This is a genomic window from Marinobacter aromaticivorans, from assembly GCF_002806975.1.
In the GTDB taxonomy this organism is placed as follows: domain Bacteria; phylum Pseudomonadota; class Gammaproteobacteria; order Pseudomonadales; family Oleiphilaceae; genus Marinobacter; species Marinobacter aromaticivorans.
This window is the reverse complement of record NZ_NIHD01000005.1, coordinates 242,960-255,089: the sequence shown is the minus strand read 5'-3', so window position 1 is coordinate 255,089 and position 12,130 is coordinate 242,960. Positions and strand designations below refer to the sequence as shown.

Sequence of the window (12,130 nt, the reverse complement as noted above, 5' to 3'; positions counted from 1 at the left end):
CGGCCCCTTACTCTTGATCACAGATTCAGCCAGATCAACCCCAGCACCGCCATAACCAGTAAAAACCAGCGGGCATACGAATCCGGTTTGTCATCCCGGTTTTCCATGGTCACAGGGCTGCGACTACTCGCTTCATATTCCATAATGAGCTGTCTAGCCGTGTAGAGATCGTCGTCGTCCACATGAACATTACTGAAGCCGGCTGCGCCAATTTCGCCCATCGCACCCTGCAGGTAATGGCCACCCACAAAAGTCTCAATACCATGGGCGTTCAGTAAGCCGGCAACTATGTGTGCTTCCGTGATATCCCTGGCCCGATATGCAATTTGCAACGCCCTTCTCCTTTTGTGACATTTGAGGGCATCAACCACAAAAATCTGCGATGCTTTGTACCCAAAGCATAGTGTGCCCGAGCTATTCGGGCCAACTCTCAGGATACGGACAACTCATGTTCTGGATTATCGCTACCGTTATTTTGCTCGTCGTTGTATTGACGCTTATTCTGTTTCGCGTCGAGGACTTGTCCTACCTGGACCGGGAAAAATATTCCGTGAGCAATGCCAGCCCCAGCGCTGAGAATCGGGAGGTTCTGGAGCGTATCCGGGAAATGGGCCGGGCTGGCAGGGGGCTTCGCGGCAAAGCGCGGCTGATGGCGATGCGAAAATACATGGACAGCCTGAGTGACGGCCTTGAGCTGGCGTCCGAGTTCCGGCACTGCGACAACCCCCGCGGAGAGTGGGTTATTGCCCCCGGCGCAGATACAAAGCGCCGGATTCTCTATATTCATGGTGGCGCCTGGGTCGCCGGCAGCCCGCGCAGTCACCGTGCCATAACAGATCGTTTGTCCCACGTTGCCAACGCCGCCGTCTTTGCAGTGGATTATCGCCTTATGCCGGAACACCGGTTTATGGACGGCGTGCGTGATTGCCGGAAAGCCTACACCTGGTTGGCGGAAAATGGCCCGGACGGGCCGGGGGATGCGTCATTCATTCTGGTAGCCGGAGATTCAGCCGGTGGCAGCCACACCCTCGGGCTTTTGGCCTGGATTCGCGAAAGCGGTCTGCGCCAGGCCGATGGCGCCATCGCATTTTCCCCATCCACAGATCTGACGCTTACCGCGCCCAGCAACCGCAACAATATTGCGACCGATGCCATGCTCGGCCCTACCTTTGGCGGGCTATCAAAAATACCCCGACCGATTATCTGGTGGGCCACCCTGGCCGCATTCCGGGTATCTCCTGCCAGCCCGGTAGCCTCGCCCCTCAGAAATAACCTGGCCAACCTGCCACCCATACTGATCCAGGCAAGCGAATCCGAGATGCTTCTGGATAACGCCAGACGATACGCAGCCAAAGCAAAAGCCGAAGGCTCACCGGTGCAGCTTCATACCTGGGCAGGCATGGTGCATGTCTGGCAGATTTTCACACCCATGCTGCCCGAAGCAGAACAGGCGTTCGCGGATATAGAATCATTTATAAGGGAAATCGAATCCAGGAAATGCGGGCCGGAAGTCGGTCAGACCTGAACCTTGCCCCGCAGGGCTTTGGTTCTGCCTTTCCGGGTCTTGTGGTCAACCCGTTTGCGACGGGCGGATTTTGAGGGCCGGGTAGCGCGCCGCACCTTCTGCACTTTGACCGCCTCCTGTATCAGTTCCTTCAGGCGCTCCAGTGCATCCTCCTTGTTCAGCTCCAGCGTGCGAAACGACTGGGCCTTGATCACAATCACGCCTTCCTTGCTGATGCGCTGATCCTGCAGGGCCATCAGCCGCTCCTTGTAGAACGGCGGCAGGGCGGAATTCTGCACATCGAAGCGCAGGTGCACCGCCGAAGCTACTTTGTTGACGTTCTGGCCACCAGCGCCCTGGGCCCGGATCTGGGTGATTTCTATTTCCCAGTCGGCGATTTCAACCGTGTTGGATATTTTCAGCATGGCGCAAGGATAACAAATACGGCAAACCGTAACCTGACATCCTGGCGATTCGGTAATACAGTTGAGTCAAAGTACAACAGATCAGGAACCTGCATGGCTATGACAATCAGATATGTCATTATTCTGGCCGTTTCCTCCCTTGTGATCAGCGGCTGCGCCAGCAACCAGCAACTGCAATCCGGGGGTGCCGCTCTGCAATACTCACCTGTTGAGTCCGCACCGGGTTCCGTAAAGGCTGAAAAACTGTGGCAGGCCTTTGAGCGCTATCAGGGCACGCCGTATCAGTACGGCGGTACGACAGCCCGCGGCTTCGACTGCTCAGGATTCATTACGACGGCGTATCGTGAAAGTCTGGAGCGGCGACTGCCCCGCACAACCGCACAAATGCTGCGCTACGGAGATGTGGTGCATCCGGACGACGTTAAACCCGGCGATATCGTATTCTTCCGTATCGGGGGAAAAGACCAGCATGCCGGCATTTATATGGGTGACAACCGCTTTATCCACGCATCAACGTCCTCCGGCGTCATCATGTCGGAACTTAACGGCTACTACTGGAAAGACCGTTTTTCTGGCGCACGGCGGTTTGACTGACTCGCCTCATTACTGCTACAGGCTGCCATTAAGCGCCAGATGAAGCGCGATGGCCGCCATCATCATACCAATTACGCCATCGATAATCCGCCACGCCAACGGGCGTGACAGAACCGGTGCCAGTGCCGACCCACTCCAGGCCAGCAAACCAAACCACAGAACAGACGCGCTGCTGGCGCCCGCCACAAAAGTCGTTGCGTTCTCCTGTTGTGCTCCCACCGCCGGAATCAGCAAAAGGGTGTCGAGATACACCTGAGGGTTCAGCAGGGTCACTGCCAGGGTGGTGAAAAGAACACCTTTCAGGCTGCGGCGAGTTACCTCTCCTGCCTCAAGCGCCGCCCTGCCCCGACCGGCACGCGCAAAGGCCTGTACCGCCAGCCACGCGAGAAAAACCACTCCGAGCCAGCGCAGGATCTCCAGTGCCTGGGGCATTGCCTTCAAAGCCGCGCTCACGCCGAACATGCCAAGGGTGAAAAGGACAATATCCGCAGTCATGCACAAACCGGCGGCCCACCAGTGGTGCTCACGCCGGATTGCCTGGCCCAGTACGTAGGCATTCTGGGCTCCGATGGCAACGATGATACCGCCACAGACAACCAGACCCGTCACGTAACTCTCAAATGAACTCCCAATAGAACTCTCAAGCACTGCTCTTTGCTCCATTTTTGATGCCGCAAGAATAGCCGCTTGCCGCTATACTTGAAATTCATATTCGTAATGACGCATCAGTTTTACTTATGATTGATTATAAATTACTGGAAGCTCTCGCCACGGTTATTGAAACCGGTGGTTTCGAGCGCGCAGGCGCTGTGCTTGGTCTGAGCCAGTCCGCCGTATCACAGCGCATCCGGACGCTGGAAGTCCGTATCGGGCAGCCGGTTCTGTTTCGCAGCCCGGTTCCCAGACCCACCCCCGCGGGGCAGCAGCTGCTAAACCATGTTCAGCAGGTTCAACTGCTTGAGCGGGACCTGGCGAAATCGCTTCCCACTCTTTCGGAGCCGACCGCGCGGTTACGCATCGCCCTCAATGCCGACAGCCTTGCAACCTGGTGGGCAGGTGCTATTGGTGAATTCTGTCAGGAGGAAGCACTGTTACTGGATATGGTGGTCGAGGATCAGGACATTGCACTGAGGCGCATGCGCGAAGGTGATGTAGCCGCCTGCCTGTGCAGCAACCCACAGCCGGTTGCCGGGGCACGATGCGTTGCGCTTGGCACCATGACGTATCTGCCCCTGGCGACACCTTCGTACAAAAAGCGCTATTTCAGCGAAGGCTTTAACGAGCAAAACCTGCAAGTAGCGCCGGCAATCGTATTCGGGCCCAATGATCAGTTGCAGCACCGGTTTCTGGCCCAGAGTGGCTACCCCGGCACTTTCCCCTACCACCTGTGCCCTTCCTCCGAAGGCTTCGTAAAACTGGCCCTGGCCGGAATGGGTTATGGCATGATCCCGGAGATTCAGGCCCGGCCAGAAATTGATGCAGGACAGTTGGTCAGTATTGCCCCCGGTCAGTCGCTTGATGTTGAGCTTTACTGGCACTTCTGGCGCCACGGTGGCGGCGTTATGGAACGACTGACGGCTGCCTTAAAAGCCGCACACTGCTAATCCTGATCTTCCGGGTGCCCGCTGATACCAAACCATTCCGGAAACCGCAGCAGGCAAAACAGCGCCACCATGTCGTAAACCCCATGCCAGACCATAACCAGCAGAATGCTGTCGGATAACGCGTAAGCCAGCCCAAGAACCAACCCGAGGCCTGTGGCGATCACAAAGTAAGTAAAGGAGGCGTAGTGCACCAGGCCAAAAAGCACGGATGCCGCCAGCACAGCTGTTGTGGTATCCGTGTGCACAGCCAGCCACCCCTGCACAGCGCCCCGGAACAGGAGTTCTTCGCCCACACCGGCGAAAACCGAGAGCAGAAAAAGAACAAACCAGGAGTAACCGGAGGCAAATCTGTGCAGGCCACGCATTTGCCGGTCGAGGTTATCGGGGAACAGGGCAGGAATCTGGGTAAGCAGTAACAGCGCACCGTATGTGCACAGTGCACCCAGAGCACCATATAGCACGCTCGGCAAAAGCCCCGCGCCAAACATCTGCACGGGGATATCCGCAACCAGAATTACCAGCAGCCCGACCACCCCGATTCCACCCTGGAACACCAGGGCGGTAACCGGTGAGACTTTGGATTTACGCTGATTGTTCAAGGCCATCTATTGCTCAAAAAGACCTTTCACAGCGAACAGGTCATCGTACTCGGGCGCCTGTTTCTGCGCTTTGGCCTGGAAGGTTTTCATCATGTCCGCAGGGCGGAACATGCCCGCCTGCCAGGTTGCCATGTACTTCAGACTATCCGCCACGGTGTGATCACGGCTGTAGTTCAGCATTTCCTTACAACCGCTAACCGCCAGCGGCGAATTGGCAGCGATCCGGGCTGCAATTTCCATAACGCCGGCAATCAGCGCCTCCTGGTCGGGGTAAAGCGCATTCACAAAACCCAACCCTTTGGCTTCCTGCGCGGAGAACTTACGCCCGGTGTACGCTAGTTCGCGCACAACACCTTCGGGCATCAGCTTGGGCAACCGCTGAAGCGTACCCACATCGGCGGTCATACCAAGCTCGGTTTCCTTGATCGTGAAATACGCATCCTCCGTGCAGTAACGGCTGTCTGCCGCACATACCAGGTCCAGAGCACCGCCTATGCAACCACCATGAATAGCTGCCAGTACCGGCAGGCGAACATTTTCCAGCGAGGTCAACGTATCCTGTAGCTGCATGACAACCCGCCGCAGATTTTCTGCCATACGCCCAGGATCACCACTCATGGGTACAGCCTTCGAGTCTGTAAAGACACCAAGATCCATCCCGGCAGAAAAATGCTTACCCGTGGAGGACACCACAATCACCCGGGCATCTGTGCTTGCCTCGATTTCCTGCATGCACCTGGGCAACTCCAGCCAGAAGGCCTTGGTCATGGTGTTCAGCGCTTCGGGGCGACTGAATTGTACATGGGCGATCCGGTTTTCAACACTGACAGAAAAACTTTCGTAGGTGGATAGGTCCGACAAGGCAATACTCCTTTGATAATTTACGATAATTCCGGAATGCTGACGCAAACATACCTCATGTTGCCGTAAATGTCGGGTATATGCGTACAAGAAAGTGCTTTGCTTTTCATTGCCCAGCAGGTACAGTAGCCCTCGTTGGAAAGATTTAGCAAAGCACTTCATCAATAAGACGCATTTCAGTAGTTGTACGTCCTGTTTTTGATCACGCCCGTTGTTTGTTTCCCGCATACCGCTGACCAGCCATCATCCGGATGACCTGGCGGCACTCTAAATGATTGAATTCAGGATTATATTATGTCTACTGTTACCGGTACTGTTAAGTTCTTCAACGAAGCAAAGGGTTTTGGCTTTATCACTCGTGAAGGCGGCCCCGACGTATTTGTTCACTACAGCGCTATTCAGGGCGGCGGTTTCAAGACTCTGGCTGAAGGCCAGCAGGTCGACTTCACCGTGACCCAGGGCCAGAAAGGTCCCCAGGCTGAGAACGTTGTTGCTGTTTAATTAACAGACAACACTGAAAAAGGCAGCTTCGGCTGCCTTTTTTGTTGCTTTGAAAAACTGATCTGATCAGGCTGAAACCTCTTCCGGCTCTACCCGGTTCCTTCCCCCTGCCTTGCCACGATAAAGCGCCTGATCCGCACGACTGATCACCGATGCCATATTGTCGCTCTTACAGAGCTCGCTGACGCCAACGCTAACGGTAACCGTCATTGTGATACCGGTAGCTGCCTTCCAGTCGTGACTACTGAGTGCCTCTCTCACTCTCTCGGCGCTCACCATGGCACTGTCAATGTCTGAACCTGGCAGTATGATGAGAAACTCTTCCCCGCCCCAGCGGGCAACAAGATCCTGGGTCCGTAGCTGCGCCGGAATCAGCTTGCCGATCTCGGCAAGAATCCTGTCGCCCATTTCATGGCCATAACGATCATTGATGGTCTTGAAATGATCAACATCGAGGAGCATAAACGCCACTGGCTGCCCTGACCGCCTGAAGCGCGAAATTTCTTTTTCCGCCAGAAAACTGCCTTGACGCCGATTGAACAACCGGGTCAGGGAATCCACTGTCGCCAGCCGGCGGAGTTTGTGCTGTGCTGAAAGCACCATGCCCAGATAAAAGTATGCAAGATAGCTGAACATCCCGAAGACAACGCTGAGATTGAAAAGATGAACCCCCAGCAAAGCCCCTGACGATATGGGCTGAACGGGCTCCATAAACCACATCAGCACATCCAGCCCTATGTAATAACCCCAGAGCCCGATTAGTGAAAAGACAGCGCTTCGAAGGGGCATGGTCATAAAAAGCACAGGGATAAACATCAGCAGATAGTAGTGAAAGCCGCTGCCCCAGCCGATGATGACGGTCCCCAAAGCCGAGTGAACAATGACTTCAATCCAGATCAGCCGCACAGCGAAGCGGTTCTGTTTGCGCTTGAGGGCGTAATAGGCTGCGACATACATGGCGACGCTGACAACGTTAATCCATGCAAGAATCGGCGAGCCGAGAAAATGAAACATGAAGAAAAAAGCGATATCAACGGTACCCGCCAACTGGCAGGTAACCCGCGCAATTTTCCAGAACTGAGGGCCACGCTCACTCTTTTGCCGTGAGCCCGACATGTTGTTATTGCTGTCCATAGGCCGAAACACCTTCTGTCATCATACCGCGTGCCCAGCTCTACGGACGTTACCGGTAAACTCGAACAAATCCGGGATAATGGTCGGAATCCGCAATCATAGCTGCTTTACAGAACGGGCGCACTTGATCCTTCGGCGCAAGGCTTGGTCATACAAAAGATTAGTTGACTCCCCTGGAAAACCTCAATAACATTCATTTTACATGAACCTTAAAACCCGAAAAGCCTATCAGGCCCACAACAGCAGGACACAAACATATGACTCAATTATTCAAGGAAGTAACCAGCCCGAAAAATGCTGATGAGGCAACAGCAGAAGAGCTGAAAGCTGGTGCGACCCAGGAAAGCTCCGAGGCCCCGGTTACTGCTTCTGAAAACACGACCAGGGAGGGTGGCAAGCACGGAGATCCGGGCGTCTGCTGTGGCGGGTGTTCGTAAGCGCTCCGGACTGAACCAGGGCTCCGGTGACGTTTCCATTATGTATTCCGGAAACGCCACCGGGGTCGCCCGGGGCGGGAAGGATCAATGATCCATTTTATGTGCCGAATGGTCCATTTTCATTTCATCCATATCGGCATCCAGCGACTGCACTCTTAGCTCGATCTCAACAGCGTCTGCGCCCTCAAACTCCAGAACCACGGGAATGTTCTCGCCCTCCTTCAGCGGTGCTGCAAGTTTTTCCAGCATCAGGTGATAGCCCATAGGCCTGAGCTCCACCGTTTCCCCGGCCGGTATTTTCAGGCCGCTCACAAGCGGTTGCATGCGCATAACACCGTCTTTCATCAGCGTCTCATGGATTGAAACGTGACCTGCCCTGGGGCTGCTTGCACTCACCAGCGTGACATGTTTTTCGCTATGGTTTCTGATAACCAGATAGCCCACCCCCATGGGAGTGCCGGGCGGCGTTGGCCGGCTCCAGGGATGCTCAATTTCAATATTGCCGTGGGCGTGCTCATTGGCTGTGACAAAGCTTGATGTGATCAGTGTGCTACAGGCGAACAGCAGTGTAATCAGTTTTTTCATGATGTCTCGCGTGGTTACTGTGGAACTGGCAATGATTAATGTCAGATTTCAATGCCCACAGTGTTGCGTTCCGACCAGCTCAGCGCAAGTAATGGCATGCGGCGAATAGTCGCATGTCGGAAGCCAGCCGGAGTTACCAGCCTCAGGCTTTTTTCACAAACTCCGATTTAAGCTTCATGGCACCAATGCCATCAATCTTGCAATCGATATCATGATCGCCGTCTACCAGACGAATGCTCTTGACCTTGGTACCTACCTTTACAACCGAGCTCGACCCTTTAACCTTCAGATCCTTGATGACTGTAACTGCATCGCCATCCTTAAGCTCGTTTCCGTGGGCGTCGCGAACCACTTTGCCTTCGACCGCCGCAGCAGCCTCGGCTTCTGTCCATTCATGGGCACACTCAGGGCAAACAAACTGGATACCGTCCTCATAGGTGTATTCAGATCCACACTGGGGGCAAGGAGGAAGTTGGGACATTGGACTTTCCTGATAGTTGAATTTACACGGGATTATACCACCAACGCCCCGGCAAATCCGGCAGTGGTGGCTGAGACAACAAAGGCATAGCTCGACCCGGAGTCACAAACAGCAAGTGCCTATGAAAACCTATCGGGTAATTGTATCCTCCAGCGTCGACTACCAAGGCCACAGCAAGAGCAGGTAAACTCTCCACCAGAACCAAACCGCTTGCTCAAGGAACCTGCCATGCCAATATGGGTCGACGCTGACGCCTGCCCTGTTCCTATCCGGGAAATCCTTTGCCGCGCTGCCATGCGCTGGCAGATCCAGACGACCTTTATCGCCAACCATGTAATCAAGCTGCCCCCGAGCCCTTACATTAAGGCCCGGCAGGTTATGCAGGGTTTTGATGTGGCGGATAACGAGATTATGGATCAGCTCAGCGCCGGCGATCTTATGATCACCCAGGACATTCCGTTGGCGGCTGAAGCCATCGAGAAGGGAGCAGATGTGTTCAACCCGCGTGGTCAGGCTTTCACCAGGGAAAACATCCGCCAGCGCCTCGCTATGAGAAACTTCATGGAAGAGATGCGCAATGCCGGGCAGGTTACCGGTGGCCCGGCTCCGTTCGGCAAGACCGACCGAAAAGAGTTTGCTGACAAGCTGGACAGGTGGTTACAGCGCAACCACAAGCCCGGCAACCAGCAGGGCAACAAATAAACCGGCGCCAGCGGCAATCTTCAGACCTTCCATCATCTCCTGTTCTGCTGTCATGGCTGTATCTCCCTGAGCTTATGGTGTAAACAGATATTGTGACGAGCGATTGTGTTCATTTCGGCAGGCACACAATCATAATAATGATAGTGATTATCATTTGCAATACTTGAAGGAGGACGTATGCGCCTGATTCAATCCCTGATCATGCTCAGTGGCTTGTTGCTTCTGGGACATTCCCCTTTTACCGCAGCCCAGACCTTTACCAGTAAAGACGCTGGCTTTCGGCTGGAAACTGTTGCTGACGGTCTTGAACACCCATGGAGCCTGGCCTTTCTGCCTGATGGCTCCATGCTGGTTACCGAGAGGGCGGGCAGGCTACGCGTCATTCAGAATGGCAAGTTACTGCCCCGGGCGGTTGAGGGTCTTCCAACGTCCGCCGTATCTGGCCAGGGCGGGCTGCTGGATATTGTTCTGCATCCGGATTTTGAGGAAAACCGAACCTTGTTCCTGAGCTACGCGCACCGCTCCAGCGAAGGCATGACAACGCGTGCGGCACGCGCAATCTATGAGGAAGGAAGGCTAAAAAACGTGGAAGTGATCTTCGAGGCACTGCCGCGTTCCCGCGGCTCGCGCCACTTCGGTGGGCGAATGGTATTCGATGAATCCGGCTACCTTTATATTTCCGTTGGTGACCGGGGAGAGATGGACCGGGCCCAGGACACCCGGGACGATGCCGGCGGGGTCCATCGCATTACGGTGAATGGCGAGCCGGCACCAGGCAACCCGGGGCTTGATGATCCGGGCATTAACAACACGCTGTTCACCTGGGGCAACCGCAATATTCAGGGCATGACCGTGCATCCGGAGACCGGTGAGATCTGGACTCATGAGCACGGCCCGCGAGGGGGCGACGAAATAAACATAGTGCAAGCCGGCACCAACTACGGGTGGCCGGAAATCACCTACGGCATTGACTACTCTGGCCTCCCGATCACTCTGCACACCAAAAAGGAAGGCATGGCACAGCCCCTGCACTACTGGGACCCGTCCATTGCGCCTTCCGGCATGGCGTTTTACACCGGCTTGGAATTCCCGGAATGGCAAGGCAACTTGTTTGTGGGTGCTCTCAAACTGCGCAAACTGGTGCGCCTGGAAATCGAAAACGAAGAGGTAATCAATGAAGAGGACCTGCTCACCAGCCTGAAAGAACGAATACGCGACGTCCGAACAGCACCGGATGGCACACTGTGGTTACTGACGGATTCACCACAAGGGAAAGTCTACCGGGTTGCGCCGGCTCAGTGAGGGTCGCCGGTGCGCTCGGTTTTTTCGTACCGGGGCAGAGTGTCGGTAATTTCAAACCAGTCCGACTTTGAGCCGGTATACACATGCTGCGCCGGCCCCCTTCCCAGGGGCTCGTTGATCACACCGACACGCAGGCGAAGGATGCCGGGAATCGCATCCACACGGCTGTATAAATGGCTGCCGCAGCGGCTGCAGAAGGCGCGGTATTTACCCGGGCGGGACTCGTATTCGGTGAGCTGTTCTGCCCCGGACAGAAACCGGAAGCGCGCTGTCTGCACCGGAGAACTGGCAGAAAACGCGCTGCCATGGGCGCGGCGGCATTGACTGCAATGGCACAGCGACAGCGGGCCCAGTGGGCCCTCGTATTCAAAAGTAACATCTCCACACAAACACTGGCCGGTATACATAGACTTCCTGCTTATCAAATTCCGGGCGTCAGTAAACAGCCCCACAAACCTCTATGATACCGGTCAGCATGGCCGGAAAACACCCTGGCCACCGAATGTTGCTAGCCATAGTGTGCATTCAGATAATCCAGTATGCGGGAAGATTCAAACAACCCCTCTCCGGTGTTCGGATCCTCGAGATAAGGCACCTGAACCCGGCCATGGGCCTTGAAGAAGGCATCGCGCTTTCCTCCGGGAGCAGGTTTGTAAGGGCCGGGTTTTATGCGTTGTTTCGCGGGGCCGATTTCAGTCCAGTGTTCCTTGCCCAGATTGTGCAAGGTGTAGGGGATTTCAAGCTCACACAGTTTTTCCCTTACCAGGCGGGAGAAGGGGCTGCCCTCAAAACTCCACAAGTGCAGCGGCTGTTCCGGCTGTTTTCCTGATTTGGCACGCAGCCCTCTCATAGCGCTGGCAACAGACGCCAGCGAACCCAGAACCGGCTGCCAGACGCGCTCACGGTAGTAACCAGGCACCGGCCGCCCTGCATACTGGCGGAACAGATACTCAATGATGGCTTCCGACTCATACATCACTGTGTCTGTGTTCCGGTCCACCAGCAAAGGAAACTGCTGTTTGCCCCCCGTCGCCTCCGCCTGCTGCCGAAAAATTCGGCCACCCTTGGGGCAGGGGCGGATTTCTGCATCAAGGTTGAGGGCTGTGAGCGCTTCGCGAACCCGGCGGCAATAGGGGCAGCCCTCCATATCATAAAGTACAAGGGGCTGCTCCGGCTGTGGCACATCACTTACAACAAGGCAGCCACGCCAGGCTGTCAGCGATGATGTCGCAACGGAACCCAGCACGTTCGCATGGTGCACAAACATATTAGCCATAAACACTCCCTCTGTTGATGATCTGTCCATTATCATTAAATACAGTGTCTTTCCATTGGCTTACAATCACACCGGGCGCTGTCTCGTGTGTCTTAAGCTCCGTTCTCTATAATCCAGGCCCGCTC

Annotated in this window: 17 protein-coding genes; 7 read left to right on the top strand and 10 right to left on the bottom strand. The window is 55.3% G+C overall.

Going from position 1 to position 12,130, the window contains the following annotated elements; all coding sequences use genetic code 11:
- Window positions 1-17 precede the first annotated feature (17 nt).
- Window positions 18-332 (bottom strand): putative signal transducing protein, encoded by a 315-nt coding sequence (locus tag CDH48_RS09915; RefSeq protein ID WP_100688564.1) that lies wholly within the window; start codon window positions 330-332, stop codon window positions 18-20.
- A gap of 116 nt (window positions 333-448) precedes the next feature.
- On the opposite strand from CDH48_RS09915, the gene CDH48_RS09910 reads away from it, so the two are divergent.
- Window positions 449-1,525 carry an alpha/beta hydrolase gene (locus CDH48_RS09910; protein ID WP_100688563.1) on the top strand — a complete coding sequence of 359 codons (1,077 nt, stop codon included), beginning with the start codon at window positions 449-451 and terminating at the stop codon, window positions 1,523-1,525.
- Here the strand turns inward: CDH48_RS09910 and arfB are convergent.
- A complete protein-coding gene (arfB, locus tag CDH48_RS09905) occupies window positions 1,516-1,929 on the bottom strand; it encodes an alternative ribosome rescue aminoacyl-tRNA hydrolase ArfB (protein ID WP_100688562.1) in 414 nt (137 codons plus the stop codon). The genes CDH48_RS09910 and arfB overlap by 10 nt on opposite strands.
- 93 nt (window positions 1,930-2,022) lie before the next feature.
- On the opposite strand from arfB, the gene CDH48_RS09900 reads away from it, so the two are divergent.
- On the top strand, window positions 2,023-2,523 hold the full coding sequence (locus CDH48_RS09900) for a C40 family peptidase (RefSeq protein ID WP_227521031.1): 501 nt from the start codon (window positions 2,023-2,025) through the stop codon (window positions 2,521-2,523).
- A gap of 15 nt (window positions 2,524-2,538) precedes the next feature.
- On the opposite strand, the gene CDH48_RS09895 is transcribed toward CDH48_RS09900, so the two are convergent.
- On the bottom strand, window positions 2,539-3,171 hold the full coding sequence (locus CDH48_RS09895; RefSeq protein ID WP_264754767.1) for a LysE/ArgO family amino acid transporter: 633 nt from the start codon (window positions 3,169-3,171) through the stop codon (window positions 2,539-2,541).
- A gap of 89 nt (window positions 3,172-3,260) precedes the next feature.
- Between CDH48_RS09895 and CDH48_RS09890 the strand changes: the two genes are divergently transcribed.
- Window positions 3,261-4,127 (top strand): LysR family transcriptional regulator ArgP, encoded by an 867-nt coding sequence (locus CDH48_RS09890; protein ID WP_100688560.1) that lies wholly within the window; start codon window positions 3,261-3,263, stop codon window positions 4,125-4,127.
- On the opposite strand, the gene CDH48_RS09885 is transcribed toward CDH48_RS09890, so the two are convergent.
- Both CDH48_RS09885 and CDH48_RS09880 read right to left on the bottom strand, forming a co-directional pair.
- Window positions 4,124-4,732, bottom strand: coding sequence for a CPBP family intramembrane glutamic endopeptidase (locus tag CDH48_RS09885; RefSeq protein ID WP_100688559.1), 609 nt, complete (start codon window positions 4,730-4,732; stop codon window positions 4,124-4,126). The genes CDH48_RS09890 and CDH48_RS09885 overlap by 4 nt on opposite strands.
- Window positions 4,733-5,587 (bottom strand): crotonase/enoyl-CoA hydratase family protein, encoded by an 855-nt coding sequence (locus CDH48_RS09880; protein WP_100688558.1) that lies wholly within the window; start codon window positions 5,585-5,587, stop codon window positions 4,733-4,735.
- 294 nt (window positions 5,588-5,881) lie between these two features.
- Here CDH48_RS09880 and CDH48_RS09875 point away from each other — a divergent pair, with 294 nt between their 5' ends.
- Window positions 5,882-6,088, top strand: coding sequence for a cold-shock protein (locus CDH48_RS09875; protein WP_071266268.1), 207 nt, complete (start codon window positions 5,882-5,884; stop codon window positions 6,086-6,088).
- A gap of 66 nt (window positions 6,089-6,154) precedes the next feature.
- Here the strand turns inward: CDH48_RS09875 and CDH48_RS09870 are convergent, their stop codons facing one another.
- The gene (locus tag CDH48_RS09870; protein ID WP_100688557.1) at window positions 6,155-7,222 is read right to left on the bottom strand and encodes a GGDEF domain-containing protein; all 1,068 of its coding nucleotides are present in this window, start codon (window positions 7,220-7,222) and stop codon (window positions 6,155-6,157) included.
- Window positions 7,223-7,479: 257 nt separating this feature from the next.
- On the opposite strand from CDH48_RS09870, the gene CDH48_RS09865 reads away from it, so the two are divergent.
- A complete protein-coding gene (locus CDH48_RS09865) occupies window positions 7,480-7,659 on the top strand; it encodes a CCGSCS motif protein (RefSeq protein ID WP_100688556.1) in 180 nt (59 codons plus the stop codon).
- An 84-nt stretch (window positions 7,660-7,743) separates the two neighbouring features.
- Here CDH48_RS09865 and CDH48_RS09860 read toward each other — a convergent pair whose 3' ends face one another.
- Both CDH48_RS09860 and CDH48_RS09855 read right to left on the bottom strand, forming a co-directional pair.
- Window positions 7,744-8,244 carry a copper chaperone PCu(A)C gene (locus CDH48_RS09860; RefSeq protein ID WP_100688555.1) on the bottom strand — a complete coding sequence of 167 codons (501 nt, stop codon included), beginning with the start codon at window positions 8,242-8,244 and terminating at the stop codon, window positions 7,744-7,746.
- A gap of 142 nt (window positions 8,245-8,386) precedes the next feature.
- On the bottom strand, window positions 8,387-8,725 hold the full coding sequence (locus tag CDH48_RS09855) for a zinc ribbon domain-containing protein YjdM (protein WP_100688554.1): 339 nt from the start codon (window positions 8,723-8,725) through the stop codon (window positions 8,387-8,389).
- Window positions 8,726-8,953: 228 nt separating this feature from the next.
- Between CDH48_RS09855 and CDH48_RS09850 the strand changes: the two genes are divergently transcribed.
- Both CDH48_RS09850 and CDH48_RS09845 read left to right on the top strand, forming a co-directional pair.
- Window positions 8,954-9,427 (top strand): YaiI/YqxD family protein, encoded by a 474-nt coding sequence (locus CDH48_RS09850; protein ID WP_100688553.1) that lies wholly within the window; start codon window positions 8,954-8,956, stop codon window positions 9,425-9,427.
- A 177-nt stretch (window positions 9,428-9,604) separates the two neighbouring features.
- Window positions 9,605-10,729, top strand: coding sequence for a PQQ-dependent sugar dehydrogenase (locus CDH48_RS09845; protein ID WP_100688552.1), 1,125 nt, complete (start codon window positions 9,605-9,607; stop codon window positions 10,727-10,729).
- On the opposite strand, the gene CDH48_RS09840 is transcribed toward CDH48_RS09845, so the two are convergent.
- Both CDH48_RS09840 and CDH48_RS09835 read right to left on the bottom strand, forming a co-directional pair.
- On the bottom strand, window positions 10,723-11,136 hold the full coding sequence (locus tag CDH48_RS09840) for a GFA family protein (protein WP_100688551.1): 414 nt from the start codon (window positions 11,134-11,136) through the stop codon (window positions 10,723-10,725). The two genes, CDH48_RS09845 and CDH48_RS09840, sit on opposite strands and share 7 nt — an antisense overlap.
- 101 nt (window positions 11,137-11,237) lie before the next feature.
- Window positions 11,238-12,005: a glutathione S-transferase N-terminal domain-containing protein gene (locus CDH48_RS09835; RefSeq protein WP_100688550.1), complete on the bottom strand. Its 768-nt coding sequence runs from the start codon at window positions 12,003-12,005 to the stop codon at window positions 11,238-11,240.
- Between the last annotated feature and the right edge of the window lie 125 nt (window positions 12,006-12,130).

Excerpts from the sequence above, each read along its gene's own strand:
- CDH48_RS09860 (WP_100688555.1), bottom strand. The coding sequence starts at position 8,244 with ATGAAAAAACTGATTACACTGCTGTTCGCCTGTAGCACACTGATCACA.
- CDH48_RS09855 (WP_100688554.1), bottom strand. The coding sequence starts at position 8,725 with ATGTCCCAACTTCCTCCTTGCCCCCAGTGTGGATCTGAATACACCTAT.
- CDH48_RS09910 (WP_100688563.1), top strand. The coding sequence starts at position 449 with ATGTTCTGGATTATCGCTACCGTTATTTTGCTCGTCGTTGTATTGACG.
- CDH48_RS09870 (WP_100688557.1), bottom strand. The coding sequence starts at position 7,222 with ATGGACAGCAATAACAACATGTCGGGCTCACGGCAAAAGAGTGAGCGT.
- CDH48_RS09865 (WP_100688556.1), top strand. The coding sequence starts at position 7,480 with ATGACTCAATTATTCAAGGAAGTAACCAGCCCGAAAAATGCTGATGAG.
- CDH48_RS09845 (WP_100688552.1), top strand. The coding sequence starts at position 9,605 with ATGCGCCTGATTCAATCCCTGATCATGCTCAGTGGCTTGTTGCTTCTG.
- CDH48_RS09875 (WP_071266268.1), top strand. The coding sequence starts at position 5,882 with ATGTCTACTGTTACCGGTACTGTTAAGTTCTTCAACGAAGCAAAGGGT.
- CDH48_RS09885 (WP_100688559.1), bottom strand. The coding sequence starts at position 4,732 with ATGGCCTTGAACAATCAGCGTAAATCCAAAGTCTCACCGGTTACCGCC.
- arfB (WP_100688562.1), bottom strand. The coding sequence starts at position 1,929 with ATGCTGAAAATATCCAACACGGTTGAAATCGCCGACTGGGAAATAGAA.
- CDH48_RS09900 (WP_227521031.1), top strand. The coding sequence starts at position 2,023 with ATGGCTATGACAATCAGATATGTCATTATTCTGGCCGTTTCCTCCCTT.
- CDH48_RS09850 (WP_100688553.1), top strand. The coding sequence starts at position 8,954 with ATGCCAATATGGGTCGACGCTGACGCCTGCCCTGTTCCTATCCGGGAA.
- CDH48_RS09835 (WP_100688550.1), bottom strand. The coding sequence starts at position 12,005 with ATGGCTAATATGTTTGTGCACCATGCGAACGTGCTGGGTTCCGTTGCG.
- CDH48_RS09840 (WP_100688551.1), bottom strand. The coding sequence starts at position 11,136 with ATGTATACCGGCCAGTGTTTGTGTGGAGATGTTACTTTTGAATACGAG.
- CDH48_RS09890 (WP_100688560.1), top strand. The coding sequence starts at position 3,261 with ATGATTGATTATAAATTACTGGAAGCTCTCGCCACGGTTATTGAAACC.